17 protein-coding genes are annotated in these 19,682 nt (G+C 47.3%); 2 read left to right on the forward strand and 15 right to left on the reverse strand.

Going from position 1 to position 19,682, the window contains the following annotated elements; genetic code table 11:
• Positions 1-52: 52 nt before the first annotated feature.
• From rplB to P40081_RS32780, 7 genes are all read right to left on the reverse strand, one after another.
• The gene (gene rplB / locus P40081_RS32750; RefSeq protein WP_039298637.1) at positions 53-883 is read right to left on the reverse strand and encodes a 50S ribosomal protein L2; all 831 of its coding nucleotides are present in this window, start codon (positions 881-883) and stop codon (positions 53-55) included.
• A gap of 27 nt (positions 884-910) precedes the next feature.
• Positions 911-1,204, reverse strand: coding sequence for a 50S ribosomal protein L23 (gene rplW, locus P40081_RS32755; protein WP_039298634.1), 294 nt, complete (start codon positions 1,202-1,204; stop codon positions 911-913).
• Positions 1,204-1,827 (reverse strand): 50S ribosomal protein L4, encoded by a 624-nt coding sequence (rplD, locus tag P40081_RS32760; protein ID WP_039298632.1) that lies wholly within the window; start codon positions 1,825-1,827, stop codon positions 1,204-1,206. The genes rplW and rplD overlap by 1 nt, the downstream gene beginning before the upstream one ends.
• A gap of 25 nt (positions 1,828-1,852) precedes the next feature.
• On the reverse strand, positions 1,853-2,476 hold the full coding sequence (rplC, locus tag P40081_RS32765; RefSeq protein WP_036721840.1) for a 50S ribosomal protein L3: 624 nt from the start codon (positions 2,474-2,476) through the stop codon (positions 1,853-1,855).
• 42 nt (positions 2,477-2,518) lie between these two features.
• Positions 2,519-2,827 carry a 30S ribosomal protein S10 gene (gene rpsJ, locus P40081_RS32770; RefSeq protein ID WP_017692074.1) on the reverse strand — a complete coding sequence of 103 codons (309 nt, stop codon included), beginning with the start codon at positions 2,825-2,827 and terminating at the stop codon, positions 2,519-2,521.
• A gap of 285 nt (positions 2,828-3,112) precedes the next feature.
• Positions 3,113-4,462, reverse strand: a complete 1,350-nt coding sequence (locus P40081_RS32775) for a globin-coupled sensor protein (RefSeq protein WP_052422124.1) — start codon at positions 4,460-4,462, stop codon at positions 3,113-3,115.
• A 173-nt stretch (positions 4,463-4,635) separates the two neighbouring features.
• Entirely contained in the window at positions 4,636-5,268 is a 633-nt protein-coding gene (locus tag P40081_RS32780) for a Crp/Fnr family transcriptional regulator (RefSeq protein ID WP_052422125.1), read from the reverse strand.
• 243 nt (positions 5,269-5,511) lie between these two features.
• Between P40081_RS32780 and P40081_RS32785 the strand changes: the two genes are divergently transcribed.
• Positions 5,512-5,961, forward strand: coding sequence for a V4R domain-containing protein (locus P40081_RS32785; RefSeq protein WP_231575237.1), 450 nt, complete (start codon positions 5,512-5,514; stop codon positions 5,959-5,961).
• A 51-nt stretch (positions 5,962-6,012) separates the two neighbouring features.
• Positions 6,013-6,354 (forward strand): cupin domain-containing protein, encoded by a 342-nt coding sequence (locus P40081_RS32790; protein WP_042140136.1) that lies wholly within the window; start codon positions 6,013-6,015, stop codon positions 6,352-6,354.
• 89 nt (positions 6,355-6,443) lie between these two features.
• On the opposite strand, the gene tuf is transcribed toward P40081_RS32790, so the two are convergent.
• From tuf to P40081_RS32830, 8 genes are all read right to left on the reverse strand, one after another.
• Positions 6,444-7,634: an elongation factor Tu gene (gene tuf / locus P40081_RS32795; RefSeq protein WP_039298612.1), complete on the reverse strand. Its 1,191-nt coding sequence runs from the start codon at positions 7,632-7,634 to the stop codon at positions 6,444-6,446.
• A gap of 109 nt (positions 7,635-7,743) precedes the next feature.
• Positions 7,744-9,822, reverse strand: a complete 2,079-nt coding sequence (gene fusA / locus P40081_RS32800; RefSeq protein ID WP_042140137.1) for an elongation factor G — start codon at positions 9,820-9,822, stop codon at positions 7,744-7,746.
• 47 nt (positions 9,823-9,869) lie between these two features.
• Positions 9,870-10,340: a 30S ribosomal protein S7 gene (gene rpsG, locus P40081_RS32805; RefSeq protein ID WP_020427074.1), complete on the reverse strand. Its 471-nt coding sequence runs from the start codon at positions 10,338-10,340 to the stop codon at positions 9,870-9,872.
• A gap of 45 nt (positions 10,341-10,385) precedes the next feature.
• The gene (rpsL, locus tag P40081_RS32810; RefSeq protein WP_020427075.1) at positions 10,386-10,805 is read right to left on the reverse strand and encodes a 30S ribosomal protein S12; all 420 of its coding nucleotides are present in this window, start codon (positions 10,803-10,805) and stop codon (positions 10,386-10,388) included.
• Between the two features lie 134 nt (positions 10,806-10,939).
• The gene (locus tag P40081_RS32815) at positions 10,940-11,191 is read right to left on the reverse strand and encodes a ribosomal L7Ae/L30e/S12e/Gadd45 family protein (protein WP_039298604.1); all 252 of its coding nucleotides are present in this window, start codon (positions 11,189-11,191) and stop codon (positions 10,940-10,942) included.
• A gap of 178 nt (positions 11,192-11,369) precedes the next feature.
• Positions 11,370-14,981: a DNA-directed RNA polymerase subunit beta' gene (gene rpoC, locus P40081_RS32820; protein ID WP_042140138.1), complete on the reverse strand. Its 3,612-nt coding sequence runs from the start codon at positions 14,979-14,981 to the stop codon at positions 11,370-11,372.
• 112 nt (positions 14,982-15,093) lie between these two features.
• Positions 15,094-18,639, reverse strand: coding sequence for a DNA-directed RNA polymerase subunit beta (gene rpoB / locus P40081_RS32825; RefSeq protein WP_039298596.1), 3,546 nt, complete (start codon positions 18,637-18,639; stop codon positions 15,094-15,096).
• A 429-nt stretch (positions 18,640-19,068) separates the two neighbouring features.
• Positions 19,069-19,665, reverse strand: a complete 597-nt coding sequence (locus P40081_RS32830) for a class I SAM-dependent methyltransferase (RefSeq protein ID WP_039298593.1) — start codon at positions 19,663-19,665, stop codon at positions 19,069-19,071.
• Positions 19,666-19,682: the final 17 nt, after the last annotated feature.

A 19,682-nucleotide genomic window follows, 5' to 3' on the forward strand; every position in this document is an offset into this window, starting at 1 on the left:
TCTTCAAACCGCGAATCGACGCTTCGCGCTAGCCTAACTTGCCAGAAGCGTCTTATTTTGTGCGGCGACGAACGATATATTTATCAGATGCTTTGTTTTTCTTACGCGTTTTGTAGCCGAGGGTTGGTTTACCCCAAGGTGACATTGGCGATTTACGTCCGATTGGAGCACGGCCTTCACCACCACCGTGTGGGTGATCGTTAGGGTTCATGACAACACCGCGAACTTCAGGACGACGTCCGAGCCAGCGGCTGCGTCCGGCTTTACCAATCTTGATCAATTCATGATCTTCGTTACCTACGGATCCGATGGTTGCGCGGCATACGCTGAGGATTCTGCGAACTTCGCCGGAGTTCAAACGAACGGATACGTATTTTTCTTCTTTACCCAGCAACTGAGCTTCAGTACCAGCAGCACGAACCAATTGTCCGCCTTTACCTGGTTTCAACTCGATGTTGTGGATAATTGTACCTACCGGGATGTTGATTAGCGGAAGGCTGTTACCAATTTTGATGTCCGCAGCAGGGCCGGACTCAACTTTATCCCCAACTTTAAGGCCTTTAGGAGCGATAATATAACGTTTCTCTCCATCAGCATAGTGGATCAAAGCAATATTGGAAGTACGGTTCGGGTCATACTCGATTGTAGCAACGCTACCTGGTATGCCGTCTTTAGTCCGTTTGAAGTCGATGATACGGTATTTACGCTTGTGTCCGCCGCCGTGGTGACGAACCGTAATTTTACCTTGGTTGTTGCGTCCCGCATGTTTGAACAGCGGAGAAAGCAACGATTTCTCTGGCTGGTTTGTTGTGATTTCTTCAAACGTAGACACAGACATGTTGCGTCTTGCCGGAGAGGTCGGTTTGTACTTTTTGATTGGCACTATAGTTTCCTCCTTACTTTAAGAGTATTATTCTACCGCTTCAAAGAATTCGAGCGGTTTGCTGTCCGGGCTAAGCTTAACGATGGCTTTTTTCCACTCCGGAGTGTAACCGGAATATTTGCCGTAACGTTTCAGTTTGCCAGGTACGCGCATTGTGTTCACACTAACAACTTTAACTTTAAAAATAGCTTCAACAGCTTTTTTGATTTCGGTCTTGTTAGAACGGATATCCACTTCAAAAGCGTATTTCAATTCGCTCATGTATTCGGATGTGCGTTCCGTAATCACCGGACGCTTGATAATATCACGCGGATCTTTCATTACGCGAACACCTCCTCTACCTTCAGAACTGCTTCTTTAGTGATAATCAGTTTGTCGTACGTCAGTACGTCAAGAACATTGATGCCGTCAGCCGCTACGAATTTCACCCCAGGGATGTTACGAGCGGAAAGTGCTACATTGTCATCATAGCTAGGAGCTACGATCAATGCTTTTGTACCAACCTTCAGGTTGTTCAGAATAGCTGCGAATTCTTTCGTCTTCGGAGCACTCATAGTCAAGCTATCCAATACGATGATGTCATTCTCAAGTACTTTTGAGGACAACGCGGATTTGATGGCCAACCGGCGAACCTTCTTAGGCAATTTCCAGGAATAGCTGCGTGGTGTTGGTCCGAAGACTACGCCGCCGCCTTTCCATTGTGGTGAACGAATGGAGCCTTGACGAGCACGACCTGTACCTTTTTGTTTCCAAGGCTTACGTCCGCCGCCACGTACTTCAGAACGTCCTTTTACTTTGTGTGTACCACGACGAAGGGAAGCTCTTTGCATAAGTGCAGCTTCATGCAGCACATGTACATTCGGTTCGATACCGAAAACTGAATCACTCAGTTCAACTTCGCCAACTTCGTTACCACTAGTATTAAAAAGTGTTACTTTTGGCATTTCATGTTCCTCCTTTCTTCAGAAATTATTTCTTAACGGTTTGTTTAACTTTCACGAAGCTGTTTTTAGGGCCCGGAATCGCGCCTTTAACCAGCAATACATTACGTTCTACGTCAACTCGGATGATCTCAAGCTTTTGAACCGTTACAGTCGTGTGACCCATATGTCCTGGCAGGCGTTTGCCCTTAGGAACACGGTTAGCTTGAATGGAACCCATGGAGCCTGGTCTTCTGTGGTAGCGCGATCCGTGTGCCATTGGTCCGCGGCTTTGTCCCCAGCGTTTGATGTTACCCTGGAAGCCTTTACCCTTCGAAGTACCTGTTACGTCAACAAATTCGCCTTCTGCGAAGATGTCAGCCTTAAGCTCTTGTCCAACCTCGAGTGACCCGAGGTCAACACCGCGAATTTCGCGAACGTAGCGCTTAGGTGTTGCGTTTGCCTTTTTGGCGTGACCTTGTTCAGGCTTGTTGGAGCGACTTTCCTTTTTATCGGAAAAGCCCAACTGCACTGCTTCATATCCGTCGATATTCAGGTCTTTCTTTTGCAGTACCACACAAGGGCCAGCTTCGATAACAGAAACCGCGATTACGTTACCTTCTGGAGTAAACACTTGAGTCATACCGAGTTTTTTTCCTAAGATACCTTTCAATGTTGACACCTCTTTTCTTTTCCTAGTTGCTTAATAATGAAATTACAATTTGATTTCGATATCTACACCGGACGGTAGATCCAAGCGCATCAAGGCATCCACAGTTTGTGGTGTTGGGTTCACAATATCGATCAAACGTTTGTGAGTCCGTTGTTCAAACTGTTCACGGGAATCCTTGTACTTGTGTACCGCACGGAGAATAGTAATGATTTGCTTCTCAGTTGGCAGCGGGATCGGCCCGGATACACCAGCACCCGAACGTTTTGCTGTTTCAACGATTTTCTCTGCGGATTGATCAAGAATTCTGTGGTCGTATGCTTTCAAGCGAATACGAATTTTTTGCTTTGCCATTTTAGTCCCTCCTTCTATCGCCCAATTTATTATCGGACATACTCCGTGAAAATTTTCTGACGTCGACCTCATGGCAAAGGGGCCGGGTGTGTCAGTAACCTCTCACATCATCGCAACGTCTCAGAACAACATTTATTATTATATATAATAGGCGGCTATATTGCAAGGGGATTTGCAAAAACAAATCAACTTTTTCCGAAAAAAATAGAAAAGGTACCTTTCTTGTTCAGAATGGTACCGTACGAGCTGCAATATGACGTTTTTCTTCTATATATAAGGTTCCTTCTATAAATTATCCGTTGCAGATTTGAATTGTCCTGCCGAAGCTGCTGTCTGCGCAGTTGCTGACCCAATACCTTCAATGGTCTGAATGAGCACCTTAATCTCTTCCTCTACCGTAACAATTCTCTGGGTACTCGTCTGCATCGAGTCTACAATATCGCTGAAGAGCCTGCTAGTCTCGAGGGACTGGTGTTTGCCACTCTCTGTCAACTCCTGAACTTTACGGATCTCCCCAACAACCTGCGATGTTAGCGAGCTGGACTGAAGGGTCAGTTCACCGATCCGGACCACCGTGTTCTTGGTATCCTCTGCAAGTCTGCTTACCTCCTGCGCTACAACACTGAATCCCCGCCCGTGGTCTCCCGCCCTTGCAGCCTCGATCGTTGCATTCAATGACAGAATCTTGGTCTGGTCAGCAATATCCTGGACAGCCGCCACAATTTTACGGATCTTCTGTGATGAACTGCTCAGTTCATTTACTGAACGCTCCATCTCATTAGTACTATCATATATAAGATTAATCTGACCCGTAAGGTTGTTAAGCTGTCCATGTCCCTCCCTGGCCTTCCCCTGTGACTCCAGAGCGGAGGCGGCAGAGCGCTGGAATGTATTGTTGACTTCATTGCTGCTCGCCACCAGCTGCTCCACAGCGGCGTTAGTATCTATACTAAGGTCTATCAGTTCTCCGCTGAATTCAGCTATCTTGTGTTTCAATTCGTTCTTAACCAGCAGATACTGTTCTTCCTTTTCCCTAATGTTCTCCTTCTCATATTCCTCAAGGACCAGCTGTTGTTCCAGATTAAGCAATTTGGTTACGGTCTGGACCAATTTGATCCTCTCGACATCTGTATGCGTCTCATTATAGATAGCCGTAATGAATACATTCTGCAGATTCTGAAAAGCGGAGAGATACCATTTAGGCTCCAGGCCAATCCTCTTATGAATATTCGCAATTTTTAGCCGCTTGGCTATGTACTCCTCGTTAACATTACCATCAAAAATCTCGATGATATGCTCGCGCAAAGTCTTTTTGAGCCGTTCAATACTGCTGTGTTCCAGAATGATTGCTTCAAGTTTGTTAACTCCAAGAACCGTATTATAGAATTGATTAGTGATATCGTCGATTCTCTGTTCTACAACCGGTTTCATCAAGCGCAGGAGTCTTAGATCTTCCTCAGTTAAATCAATCATTCGCATTTGCTCATTCAAATCATCATGCCCGTCAAGGGTATGATACATCTCTGTGGCAGTGGGTGCAAAGCTCTTGCTGTCCGTTGATGGAGCGGCGGGAGATTCCTCATTGGTGTTCTTTGAAGTCAGACCATGCATAAATGAAAAAGGACATTTCCCCATACTTCCACACTCCCTAAAATCCTAATAATTTACATTGTCTATATAGAAATATTCTACTCTATCAATAGATTAGATGTAAAGAATTTTAAGTATTATTTTGTAGAATTATGTTGAAAATACGCATGTACAGCACTGTAATTAGTCACATTTTGTCGAATAATAGGATTTCAATCTCAGATTTCTGCAATCTGAATAAGAGCTTCCAGCTCAAGAATATTTACGGTTCTTTTATGCATGGCGATAATCTTCAAAGCTTCCAGTTTATTCAGTTTACGGCTTAGAGTTTCTGCGGTAGTTCCAATCATGGCTGCTACCTCTTTTTGGGCTGACGGCAAATCTACGGATTGTGCTAAGGCATGTGCAGTCACTGCCGATTCTGCAAGATTCCTTGTATACAGGTATACCAACAGCCTGGCCAGTCTCTTCTCTACCTCAAACATGTGCAATGCCCCTGCAGCCTCCTCGGCCTGATGCAGCTGCTCGCTAACAGACATCAGGAAGCTAAAGGCAAGCCCTGCATTCTGCTCCAGCAAGGGAATAAAGTCTTTGCGGTGCATCCGGCATACCTCTCCGCTCTCAATCACCTCTGCCGTTACATCATTATTCTTATTATGGAGTAAGGCAAACTGGCCGAAATAATCGCCCGGGAAAAGAAAACGGACAATATGCTGTTTTCCATCCTTACTGTTCTGAGTCAGCTTGATGAGACCGCTCTTTACTACAAACAATGCTTCAGACGGCTCCCCTTCTCTGCACACTTGACTTCCTTTTTTATAGTTATGGGTCTCTGTAATCGATTCAATCATCACTAATTCCTCATCAGACAAGCTCCGAAACACAGGAACCTGACGTACACAGGCATGCGAATTGCAGGTAGTACAGCTCATGATCCTTCACCCTTCCTTATAGCTGACTCTAACATATCAAGATTCCGGATTCCGGCGGGTGACTGGAAACACATAATTCTCAAAAACTTGATTTGTATCAAGGATTCTTCACCGGCTTATCCTTACAATAGAATCATAGAGAGAGTAAAGGAGTTGGAGTAATTGCTGCAATATTCATTTGAGGATATGCGTCAGATTGATAGGAGTACCCTTGGTAATACGGTACCCCTTGAGTTGTTTCGTACCATACGTCTGATTGGACTCAACCAGGGGCTTCCTCTGGGAGGAAAAGGGACTACGCTTACCATTGGCAGAAAGATTGGTGAAAGTCTGCCTGTCAGTTCTGTTGAAGATCTTCTACAAATGTTTGAGGAGCTCAAAATCGGTATTCCGCGGATTGTTCATTCTGATGAACGTAGGATCAATATTGCTGTGGAGGACTGTTTTTGCAAAGGGCTGCCTTCACTTGAAGATGAAAAAATGGTATGTGATTTAGAGGGAGCGATTCTTGAAGGGGCACTCGGCAAGATTCTTGGCCGTAAGGTCTCTGTTAAAGAGATCAAATGCAACGTTACCGGTCATGAGCACTGCGAATACGAAGTAAAGCTTTAATGGATGAGAACGAGATAAAAAATTTTTAATTATGAAAGCAGGGATTATCTAATGGAAAAGAAAAGTTTAGTTGACGTGCTGCAGTATCAGGAGGAACGTTTTACAAAGAAAATCCTCTTCCAGCAAGGTGAAAGTGTTGTATTCGTGCTTAATTTCATGCCGGGTCAAAAATTGCCTGTTCATAAGCATCCTGGAGCGGATGTATATATTCTTGCTTTAAAAGGAGATGGAACCATTCATGTAAATGAAGCGGAGCAGCCCCTTATTGAAGGAGAGACTATCTATATCGCCGGAGATGAATCTTTTGCCTACACCAATGACAGCTCATCCCCTTCCAGTCTGCATGTTGTTCTGTCCAAGCTGCCGAGTCCGGCCTATGCCAAAGAAATCTAGACCCTACAGCCAGCAATAAAAACAGGGCCCCTTCATAATGAAGGGGCCCTGACTTATATTCCGGATCTATCCTAACGGATAGAGACGAATTATTTCTGGATGGAAGCTACGGAACCGGCACCAACTGTACGTCCGCCTTCGCGAATGGAGAATTTAGTACCTTCTTCAATAGCGATTGGGGAGATCAGGGAAACAGTTACAGTGATGTTGTCACCAGGCATAACCATTTCAGTACCTTCTGGCAAGTTGATGATGCCAGTTACGTCAGTTGTACGGAAGTAGAACTGTGGACGGTAACCAGTGAAGAATGGTTTGTGACGTCCGCCTTCTTCTTTAGTCAGAACGTAGATCTGAGCAGTGAACTCTGTGTGTGGGTTAACGGAGTTCGGCTTAGCCAATACTTGGCCGCGCTCGATCATGTTACGGTCTACACCACGCAGCAATGCGCCGATGTTGTCGCCCGCTTGTGCGGAATCGAGCAATTTACGGAACATTTCAACGCCTGTAACAACGGATTTTTTCTTTTCTTCATGAATACCAACGATTTCGATTTCTTCTCCGACTTTTACTGTTCCGCGTTCTACGCGACCAGTTGCCACAGTACCGCGGCCAGTGATGGAGAATACATCTTCGACAGGCATCAAGAATGGTTTGTCAGTCTGACGTTCTGGAAGCGGGATGTATGTGTCGATCGTTTCGAACATTTCAACGATCTTCTGTGCATATTCGCCTTCAGGGTTCTGTAGAGCTTCACGAGCAGATCCACGGATGATTGGAGTATCATCGCCTGGGAAGTCGTATTCGCTCAGCAGGTCGCGAACTTCCATTTCAACCAGTTCAAGCAACTCTTCGTCTTCAACCATGTCGCATTTGTTCAAGAATACAACGATGTAAGGAACGCCTACTTGACGGGACAGCAGGATGTGTTCACGAGTCTGTGGCATAGGGCCATCAGCTGCGGATACAACCAGGATAGCTCCGTCCATTTGCGCTGCGCCAGTGATCATGTTTTTAACATAGTCGGCGTGTCCAGGGCAGTCTACGTGAGCGTAGTGACGATTAGGAGTTTCATATTCAACGTGAGCAGTGGAGATAGTGATACCACGTTCGCGTTCTTCAGGAGCCTTATCGATTTGGTCGAATGCTACAGCAGCGCCACCGTATTTTTTGGACAATACAGTAGTGATTGCAGCAGTCAGAGTTGTTTTACCATGGTCGACGTGACCAATAGTACCAATGTTAACGTGCGGTTTGTTACGTTCAAACTTTGCCTTTGCCATTTGAACAGTTCCTCCTTAATGTGGGGTTCCTTATATTTGAGCCGCCCGCCTACATGCAATTCTTAGATGACTTATGTGATATACCCGGACGGCAAGTTAAAAATTGAATTTATTCTCCGCCTTTGTTCTTGGCTACGATTTCTTCAGCAATGGATTTAGGTACTTCTTCATAGTGAGAAAGTTCCATTGAGAATACGCCGCGTCCTTGAGTACCGGAACGAAGTGTTGTGGAGTATCCGAACATTTCGGAAAGAGGTACCTTTGCACGGATAATTTGCGCACCGCCACGGGAATCCATACCTTCGATCCGTCCGCGTCTGGAGTTCAACATACCCATTACATCGCCCATGTATTCCTCAGGAACAGTTACTTCCACTTTCATGATTGGCTCAAGCAGGACAGGTTTACACTTGTCTTTAGCTGCTTTGAGTGCCATCGAGCCGGCGATTTTGAACGCCATTTCGTTGGAGTCAACATCATGATAGGAACCATCTACGATGGTAGCCTTAACGTCAACAAGCGGGAAGCCTGCAATAACGCCGTTTTTCATTTGCTCTTCAATACCGGCAAGTGCAGGAGCGATGTATTCTCTAGGAACAGAACCACCGACAACTTTACTTTCGAACTTGCTGCCAGTACCCGGCTCGAGAGGTTCAAATTCAACCCATACGTGACCATACTGACCGCGACCGCCGGATTGGCGAACGAATTTACCTTCAACACGTGCTGGTGCTTTGAATGTTTCACGGTAAGCAACCTGTGGTTTACCCACGTTGGTTTCTACCTTGAATTCGCGGCGCATACGGTCGATGATAATATCCAGGTGAAGCTCACCCATACCTGCCAGGATAGTTTGGCCAGTTTCTTCATCAGTGTGAGCACGAAGAGTAGGATCCTCTTCAGTCAACTTTCCGAGAGCTACGCCGAGCTTATCTTGGTCAGCTTTGGTTTTTGGTTCAACTGCGATTTCGATAACCGGATCAGGGAAGTTCATGGATTCCAGGATAACCGGATGTTTCTCGTCGCAAAGTGTATCGCCGGTACTTGTGTCCTTCAGACCAACTGCTGCCGCGATATCACCGGAGTATACAATGGAGATTTCTTGGCGGCTGTTTGCATGCATTTGCAGGATACGGCCGATACGCTCACGTTTGTTCTTGGTAGCGTTAACTACATAAGAACCGGATTCCAGTACACCGGAGTATACGCGGAAGAACGTAAGTTTACCTACATAAGGGTCAGTCATGATTTTAAATGCCAGTGCTGCGAATGGTTCTTCATCCGAAGAGTGACGAACCGCTTCTGTACCGTCATCCAGATGACCTTGAATAGCCGGTACATCCAGTGGGGATGGCAAGTAATCAACAACAGCATCCATCATGAGTTGAACACCTTTGTTACGATAGGAGGATCCGACAATTACAGGGAAGATCTTAACATCACATACGCCTTTGCGCAATGCTGCCTTAATCTCATCCACTGTGATTTCTTCGCCTTCCAGATACTTCATAGTCAGATCTTCGTCAAGTTCTGCAACCTTCTCGATCAACTCGAGACGCAGTCCTTCAACTTGTTCCAAATAATCAGCAGGAATATCAGTAACTTCGATGTTCTGTCCCAGGTCATCCTTGAACATGTGAGCTTTTTGCTCAACAAGGTCAATGATACCCGTGAAGTCGTTCTCGGCACCAATTGGCAATTGAATTGCAATTGCGTTGGCTTGCAGGCGGTCACGCATACTGTCGATAACGTTCAGGAAGTCTGCACCGATGATATCCATTTTGTTCACATAAGCGATACGGGGAACGCCGTAACGGTCAGCCTGTCTCCATACGGTTTCGGACTGAGGCTCTACGCCCTCTTTCGCACTAAATACACCAACTGCCCCATCCAATACACGAAGGGAACGTTCAACTTCAACAGTGAAGTCAACGTGCCCAGGGGTATCAATAATATTGATGCGGTGGCCCTTCCATGCAGCGGTCGTAGCAGCGGAAGTAATCGTAATTCCGCGCTCCTGTTCTTGTTCCATCCAGTCCATTGTAGCAGCGCCCTCGTGAACTTCACCGATTTTGTGCGTACGGCCTGTGTAGAAAAGAATCCGCTCAGTAGTGGTAGTTTTACCAGCATCAATATGTGCCATGATCCCGATATTACGTGTATTTTTTAAGGAGAACTCTCTTGACATGAAATGGATCTCCTTTCAAAATAGAAGTTATTTGAACGGCTATAATCCTACCAGCGGTAGTGAGCAAACGCTTTGTTCGCTTCAGCCATTTTGTGCGTGTCTTCACGTTTCTTAACGGAAGCGCCTGTGTTGTTGGAAGCATCGATAATCTCAGCCGCCAAACGCTCTTCCATAGTCTTCTCACCGCGGTTGCGTGAGTAGTTTACAAGCCAACGTAATCCCAAAGCAGTACGTCTTTCAGGTTTAACCTCGATAGGTACCTGGTAGTTAGCACCGCCGACACGACGAGCTTTAACTTCCAATACAGGCATGATGTTCTTGATGGCAGCTTCGAAAACTTCCATCGGTTCTTTACCTGTACGTTCCTGAATCAACTTGAACGAATTGTACAAAATGCTTTGAGCGACACCTCTTTTACCACCCAGCATAATACGGTTGATCAAACGAGTAACCAACTTGCTATTATACAATGGATCTGGCAATACATCTCTCTTAGTAACTGGACCTTTGCGTGGCATGGATATCCCCCTTTCTTAAATGGTTATTATTCGAATATGCTTGTCTTATTTCTTAGCCTTAGGACGTTTCGCACCATATTTGGAGCGAGCTTGCATCCGGTTAGCAACACCTGCAGTATCAAGTGCACCACGAACGATGTGGTAACGAACTCCTGCAAGGTCCTTAACTTTACCTCCGCGCAGCAATACTACACTGTGCTCTTGAAGGTTGTGTCCGATACCCGGAATGTAAGCAGTCACCTCAAGACGGTTCGTCAAACGAACACGGGCATACTTACGAAGTGCTGAGTTTGGTTTACGTGGAGTCATTGTGCCTACACGAGTGCACACACCGCGTTTCTGCGGGGCGCTCAAATTTGTAGCCTCACGCTTGAGGGCGTTGAACCCTTTTTGAAGAGCGGGAGATTTGGATTTTTCGATTTTGGCTTGACGGCCTTTACGAACCAGTTGATTAATAGTTGGCATGTTGTGCCACCCCCTTCCTGAAATGATAGTCAATTTACAAACATTAAGTCCACAGACCCAGGTGGTTCATAAAAAGACAAATGAAAAGTCCTTGCTGCCGAAGTGTACCCCGGTACAAAAACGTTCTCTTGTTGCTATTGTTTTAAGACGGCTGCCATAGCAGCACCAACTTCTATACCGCAGGCCTTGCCCAAATTCAGCATGGTGTCCACATATGTGACCTTCACACCTTGTTTGCCGCAAAGCATAACAATTCTGGAAGTAAGCCGTTGATCTCCGTCCTCCGCCACATAGACTTCTGCGGCTTGGCCCAACTCCACCGCCTTGACGGTTTGTTTGGAACCGATCTTGACCTGAGCATCCTGTAACCCTCTATCATCAGTCATGAAAAACATTACCTCCACTGAACAAGAATGACAAGGCTACTCACGCACCTTAGACATATTAGCATCCTCAGCACACGATGTCAAGAAAAACAGCAATAATTTTATTAATATTCATAACAGACAGCCGCGTCACGCAAGGTTATCACGTGACGCGAATGCTGAATGCGATGATTATTTATTACTCAGCTGGAACCGTTTCTAAAGCGGCTTGCTTGCTTTCTTCATTCGGATCACTAAGCTTAACATTACGGTAACGATTCATACCTGTACCTGCAGGAATCAGCTTACCGATGATAACATTTTCTTTAAGACCGAGCAACTTATCCACTTTACCCTTAATTGCTGCATCCGTCAAGACACGGGTAGTTTCCTGGAAAGAGGCAGCAGACAGGAAGGAGTCTGTTTCCAGAGAGGCTTTGGTAATACCGAGCAGTACTGGCTTAGCAACTGCAGGTTCTTTACCAGACAGGATAGCTTCCTTGTTGGCTGCTTCATATTCATGAATATCCGCAAAAGCACCCGGCAGGAGAGTGGTATCTCCAGCATCGATAATACGGATTTTGCGCAGCATCTGCTTAATCATAACTTCAATGTGCTTATCATTGATCTCAACGCCCTGGTTACGGTATACACGCTGTACTTCTTGCAGAATGTAGTTCTGTACCCCGCGGATCCCTTTGATACGCAGCATTTCTTTAGGGTCAATAGAACCGTCTGTCAATTCATCGCCGGCTTCAATCTCCTGGCCTTCACTGACACGCAGACGGGAACCGTAAGTGATGGAATAGGTCTTGGACTCCGCTTCACCCTGGACTTCGATTTCACGACGGTCCTTAGTTTCACGAATTTCCTTAACTACCCCGTCAATCTCACTGATTGTTGCCTGACCTTTAGGGTTACGGGCTTCAAACAACTCCTGGATACGCGGCAAACCTTGCGTGATATCGTCTCCGGCAACACCGCCGGTATGGAATGTACGCATGGTAAGCTGTGTTCCTGGTTCACCGATGGATTGTGCAGCAATAATGCCGACAGCTTCCCCGATTTCCACGAATTTACCTGTTGCCAGGTTACGTCCGTAGCACTTCTTGCAGACCCCATGACGGGCACGGCAGCTGAGTACAGAGCGGATCTGCAGTTTGGTAACCCCAGAATTCACAATTTCCTCGGCCTTATCGGAGTCAATCAGATCGTTACGGTGAACGATGATTTCCTTCGTTTCCGGATGACGGACAGTCTCAAAGGAATAACGGCCTTCAATACGGTCGTAGAGATCCTCAATAACTTCCTTGCCATCTTGAATCCGGCTGACGGTGAAGCCTTTATCGGTACCGCAATCTTCTTCGCGGACGATTACGTCCTGTGCCACGTCAACGAGACGGCGTGTCAAGTACCCGGAATCCGCTGTACGCAGCGCTGTATCGGCCAGACCTTTACGCGCTCCGTGAGTGGAGATAAAGTACTCGAGGACGGTCAGACCTTCACGGAAGTTCGCTTTGATTGGCAATTCGAAAATCCGGCCCGAAGGTGTAGCCATCAGACCACGCATACCACCGAGCTGAGTGATCTGCGATTTGTTACCACGCGCCTTGGAGTCAACCATGAGCATGATGGAGTTGAAACGGTCCATCGATTTCAGCAGGACGTTCGTAAGTTCATCCTTAGTCTTCGACCAGATCTCGATAACACGGTCATACCGTTCATCATTAGTAATCAGACCACGGCGGTATTGATTCGCTACTACATCAACCTTAGCTTCGGATTCTTTAAGAATTGTAGCTTTTTCCTCAGGCACGATAACGTCTGATACGGCAACCGTAACACCGGAACGTGTAGAGTACGTAAAGCCGAGTTGCTTAATTTTATCCAGAATCACTGAAGTTTTGGTAGTGTGATAGGTTTCGAAGCAGCGGGCAATGATTAAGCCCAGATATTCTTTACCTACAGCACTGGCTTCCGGAGCAGCCATGATCAATTCGCGGATATCCGCGCCTTTTTCATAGATGAAGTACTTCTCTGGTGTGCCTTGCAGCAGGTTTGTTTTGGTGGCTTCATTGATGTATGGGAAACTGCTTGGATAGATTTCGTTGAAGATAATCTTGCCCACCGTTGTAATCAGTAATGCATTCTGCTGTGCCTCTGTAAAGTTGGTTTTACCCAGTGCCTTAACAGGAATAGCAACACGTGCATGCAGACCAGCGGTTCCGCGTTGGTAAGCTGAAACAGCTTCGTTCACGGTACGCAGAATCATACCTGTTCCCTTTTCTTCCTTGTTATCCATGGTCAGATAGAACGTACCAAGGACCATATCCTGGGAAGGTGTAACAACCGGCTTACCATCTTTAGGGTTCAGGATGTTACCGGATGCTAGCATGAGGATACGGGCTTCAGCTTGAGCTTCAGCGGATAGAGGAACGTGTACCGCCATCTGGTCACCGTCAAAGTCGGCATTGTAAGCCGTACATACGAGCGGGTGAAGACGGATCGCGTGACCTTCTACCAGAATCGGTTCAAACGCCTGTATACCCAGTCTATGCAGCGTAGGGGCACGGTTCAGCAGAACCGGATGCTCTCTGATCACTTCTTCAAGTACATCCCAGACTTCAGGACTTACGCGCTCAACCTTACGTTTCGCGCTCTTGATGTTATGGGCAAGGCCCTTATTAACCAATTCTTTCATTACAAACGGTTTGAAGAGTTCCAGTGCCATCTTCTTCGGAAGACCGCATTGGTACATCTTGAGGTAAGGTCCTACGACGATAACGGAACGTCCGGAATAGTCAACGCGCTTACCGAGCAAGTTCTGGCGGAAACGTCCTTGTTTACCTTTCAGCATATGGCTGAGCGATTTGAGCGGACGGTTACCAGGACCTGTTACAGGACGGCCGCGGCGGCCATTGTCGATCAGGGCATCAACAGCTTCCTGAAGCATCCGTTTCTCATTCTGCACGATAATATCAGGAGCGCCGAGATCCAGCAGTCTTTTCAGACGGTTGTTACGGTTAATTACGCGGCGGTACAGATCATTAAGGTCAGACGTAGCAAAACGGCCGCCGTCGAGCTGAACCATAGGGCGAAGCTCCGGAGGAATAACCGGGAGCACATCCATGATCATCCAGTCTGGCTTGTTGCCGGAGTTGCGGAAGGCCTCAATAACTTCCAGACGTTTGATCGCCCGGTTACGGCGCTGGCCTTGGGCCGTGCGCAGCTCTTCTTTGAGGAATTCCAGTTCTTTATCGATATCGATATCCTGAAGCAGTTTTTTGACGGCTTCAGCACCCATGCCAGCCTGGAACCCGTAGCCGTATTTCTCACGGTAGCTGCGGTATTCTTTCTCAGACAGCAGTTGTTTCTTCTCCAGAGGAGTTTCACCCGGATCGGTTACAACATAAGATGCAAAGTAGATAATCTCTTCGAGCGATCTTGGAGACATATCCAGTGCCAGACCCATACGGCTCGGAATACCTTTGAAATACCAGATATGAGATACCGGAGCTGCCAGCTCGATGTGGCCCATACGTTCGCGGCGGACTTTAGCGCGGGTAACTTCCACGCCGCAGCGGTCGCACACAACGCCCTTATAACGGACGCGTTTGTATTTACCACAGTGACATTCCCAGTCCTTTTGCGGCCCAAAGATGCGTTCGCAAAAAAGACCCTCTTTTTCCGGTTTCAAAGTACGATAGTTAATGGTTTCCGGTTTTTTAACTTCTCCGCGGGACCAAGAACGAATTTTTTCCGGGGAAGCGAGCCCGATTTTCATAAATTCAAAATTGTTAACGTCCAACAAGGAGCAACCCTCCTTAACCTATATCCTGATTTAGTACCACAGCCCTCTCTTGACGGTAAGTCAACAGAGGGCGCGGTCCTTTGTGTAATGAAATTAGTGGCTTGCTGGTGAACTACTCTATGCCGACTTCTGCGCCTTCCAAATTGAGGCTCAGCTTGTCGCCTGACGTCTCGTCCTCATCGTCCAGTTCCTTCATCTCGATCTCCTGCTCGTCACCGCTAAGGATTTTGACATCCATACCCAGCGACTGCAGCTCCTTGATCAATACCTTGAACGATTCCGGAACACCCGGTTCTGGAACATTTTCACCTTTGACGATGGATTCGTACGTTTTCACACGGCCGACCACGTCATCGGATTTCACAGTCAAAATTTCTTGCAGTGTATACGCCGCGCCGTAAGCTTCAAGCGCCCACACTTCCATTTCCCCGAAACGCTGTCCGCCGAACTGAGCTTTACCGCCCAGTGGCTGCTGTGTAACGAGTGAGTAAGGACCTGTAGAACGGGCATGAATCTTATCGTCAACCATGTGCGCAAGCTTGATCATGTGCATGACGCCGACAGTAACTTCACGCTCGAAGCGCTCGCCTGTACGTCCGTCATACAACACAGTCTTACCATTACGCTGCATGCCTGCTTCTTCCATCGTATCAAACACGTCATACTCACGGGCTCCGTCGAATACCGGAGTAGCTACGTGGATACCCAGACGAAGTGCCGCCATACCGATATGGACTTCCAGCACCTGTCCGATGTTCATACGCGAAGGTACGCCCAGCGGGTTCAGGACAACCTGTACCGGTGTACCGTCCGGAAGGAACGGCATATCTTCTTCAGGCAGAATGCGGGCAACGACACCCTTGTTACCGTGACGTCCGGCCATCTTGTCACCTTCAGAAATCTTACGTTTCTGAGCGATGTAGACACGAACCAGTTGATTCACACCAGGAGGCAACTCATCGCCGTTCTCACGGGTGAACACCTTAACGTCAACGATAATACCATCACTACCATGCGGAACGCGCAGGGAGGTATCGCGGACTTCACGGGCCTTCTCACCGAAGATAGCGTGCAGCAGGCGTTCTTCAGCAGTTAGTTCAGTTACACCCTTCGGAGTAACTTTACCTACCAGAATGTCACCGGCATTGATTTCCGCACCGATACGGATGATTCCGCGCTCATCCAGATTGCGGAGTGCCTCTTCACCAACGTTTGGAATATCACGCGTGATCTCTTCAGGTCCCAGCTTGGTGTCACGGGCTTCGGATTCGTATTCCTCGATATGGATCGAAGTGTATACATCTTCCTTAACCAGCTTCTCACTCAGCAGGATCGCATCCTCGTAGTTGTAACCTTCCCAAGTCATGAACGCAACAACTACGTTGCGGCCAAGAGCAAGTTCGCCCATTTCTGTGGAAGGTCCGTCTGCCAGGATGTCACCTTTCTTAACAATATCGCCACGTTTAGCCAGAGGACGCTGATTAATACAGGTACCTTGGTTCGAACGCATAAATTTGTGTAATTTATATTTAACGATATCGCCTTTAACTTCCTTGCCTTCAACTGCCTCTACACGGCGCAGCCAGATTTCATTGGCAGAGGAGCGTTCGATAATACCGTCATATTTGGAGACAATACATACGCCCGAATCCTTGGCGGATTTATGTTCCATCCCTGTGCCGACAAGCGGAGCTTTCGGAATCAGAAGCGGAACGGCCTGCCGCTGCATGTTCGATCCCATCAGTGCACGGTTGGAGTCATCGTTCTCAAGGAACGGAATGAGCGCCGTAGCGACCGACACAACCTGCTTAGGCGAAACGTCCATGTAGTCAACACGGTTACTAGGCATTGTAGTAATGTTATCTGAATCTTTGTTGTAACGGACGATAACCATGTCTTCCTTAAATGTACCATGCTCATCAATCTGTACATTCGCCTGGGCGACTACATAGTTATCTTCTTCATCGGCAGTCAGGTAATCGATTTGTTCTGTAACCTTGCCAGTCTTTGGATCCACCCAACGATACGGAGCTTCGATAAAGCCGTATTCATTGATGCGTGCAAAGGTGGACAAGGAGTTGATCAGACCGATATTCGGACCTTCCGGTGTTTCGATAGGACACATACGGCCGTAGTGACTGTGATGTACGTCGCGGACTTCAAAGCCTGCGCGTTCACGGGTCAGACCGCCGGGTCCGAGTGCCGACAGACGGCGTTTGTGTGTAAGTTCAGCAAGCGGGTTCGTCTGATCCATAAACTGGGACAGCTGCGAACTACCGAAGAACTCTTTGATGGACGCGATAACCGGACGGATGTTGATCAGTGCCTGCGGTGTAATCGCATTGGCGTCCTGAATCGACATTCTCTCCCGCACCACGCGCTCCATACGGGACAGACCGATGCGGAACTGATTCTGCAGCAATTCGCCTACAGAACGCAGACGGCGGTTACCCAAGTGGTCGATATCATCTGTATTACCGATACCGTGCAGCAAATTAATAAAGTAGCTGATTGAGGATATAATATCAGCCTGGGTAATATGCTTGACCGACTTGTCAATGTTGCCATTGGCGATCAGTTTGATAATCCGGCCTTCTTCAATTGGCGAGAATACGTCAATGGTCTGCAGCGGAATATCTTCACTGTCCATAACCCCGCCGGTAACACGGTAGTTCTTGCCAGCTACATTCTTCTCGAAATAAGGAATCAGCTCATCAAGCAGGCGGCGGTCAACCATCTGGCCGGATTCTGCCAGGATTTCTCCTGTAGATTCATCAACCAAAGGCTGTGCCAGACGCTGATTGAACAGACGATTCTTGATATGCAGCTTTTTATTGATTTTGTAACGGCCTACATTGGCCAAATCATAACGTTTCGGATCAAAGAAACGTGCGACCAATAGGCTCTTGGCATTGTCAAGTGTCGGTGGTTCGCCCGGACGCAGACGCTCGTAAATTTCAATAAGCGCCTTCTCCGTGGAGTCCGTGTTGTCTTTATCCAGCGTATTGCGAATATATTCATCATTGCCAAGCAGTTCCAGAATTTCAGCATCACTGCCGAAGCCTAGAGCACGCAAAAGCACGGTTACCGGGATCTTACGGGTCCGGTCGATACGGACATACATGATGTCCTTAGCGTCGGTCTCCAGCTCCAGCCAAGCTCCGCGATTCGGAATTACTGTGGCGGTGTAGGTTTTTTTGCCGTTCTTATCCACTTTTGTGCTGAAATAGACGCTTGGAGAGCGAACCAACTGGCTGACAATAACCCGTTCCGCACCATTGATAATAAAAGTGCCGGTTTCCGTCATCAGCGGGAAATCTCCCATGAACACTTCCTGCTCTTTGACCTCACCGGTCTCCTTATTGATGAGACGCACCTTCACACGCAGAGGAGCCGCATATGTTACGTCCCGCTCTTTAGCGTCGTCAACCGTATACTTCGGTTCACCCAGGCTGTAATCAATGAACTCTAGTACCAAATTCCCTGTGAAATCCTGGATCGGCGAGATGTCCTGGAACATTTCCCGCAATCCTTCCTCCAAAAACCAGTCATAAGATTTTTGTTGGATCTCGATCAGGTTCGGGACCTCGAGTACCTCGTTAATTCTCGCATAGCTCCGCCGAGTGCGTCGACCATACTGAACAAGATGTCCTGCCAACTTTACTCACCCCTCATGTCTACTCACTTAAAAATTGATTGCGAACCCTTGTTTGGACCCGTATAATGGAACCATAACACAAGGATTCAGCCATAAATACAGAAAAGCCCCTTATCGAAATCTTTCGAAAAAAGAGCGCATCTATCCACGGCCAAAATACTCCTTATCCAGTAGATTTGCCCAAAACGTGCGTATTATACGTCACCAAGCAACAGTTTATGCGCTATTATCTATTGTCCCGGCGACCTTCGCCGTGACAGGAACATAGAGAACGGAATTCGCAAAAACCTGCCGTACGGCATGCGCTTACCGGGCGACAATATATCACTTGACATTTCAGCAAACTAAAGACATGGAGCCTAGCTTAATACTGACATTTTATAATAATAACACTATCAACATTGCATGTCAATAAGTATTAATATTTTTTTACTTCTTCGCTCTGATAATGCGATAACCCTTGTCTTTCCCCACTTCTTCCACATCCGAGAACAAGCTTTCTAGCTTGGCGGCGGCCGATGGTGCGCCCTGCTTCTTCTGGATGACTATCCACAGACTTCCACCCTCATTCAAATGCGCATGTGCCTGCTCAAAAATCTCATGTACTACAGCCTTGCCTGCACGAATCGGCGGATTGGTAAGAATCACATCGAATGTACGCCCCTTCACCGCAGACAGTACATCACTTTCCATAACCGTAACATTGCGGATTCCGTTATGCTGCGCATTCTCGCGGGCAAGCTCTACAGCACGGCTGTTGATATCAATCATCGTCACATGTCCCTTGGGAGTGAGGAGTGCTGCACTAATCCCCATAGGGCCGTAACCACAGCCAACATCCAGCACCTCTGCCCCATCCGGAATTTCCATTGCTTCGATCAGAACTCGGCTGCCATGATCAATATCCCCTTTGGAAAAAACACCGGCGTCGCTTGTAAAGCGGAGGCTTTTGCCTCTCAGTACCGTATCGATGCTGCGTCTGTCATGACGTGCTTCCGGCTGCTGCGAGTAATAATGCTGCGACATACAATCCTCCCTTTCAC

The organism is Paenibacillus sp. FSL P4-0081 (genome assembly GCF_000758565.1).
Classification (GTDB): Bacteria; Bacillota; Bacilli; order Paenibacillales; family Paenibacillaceae; genus Paenibacillus_AQ; species Paenibacillus_AQ phytohabitans.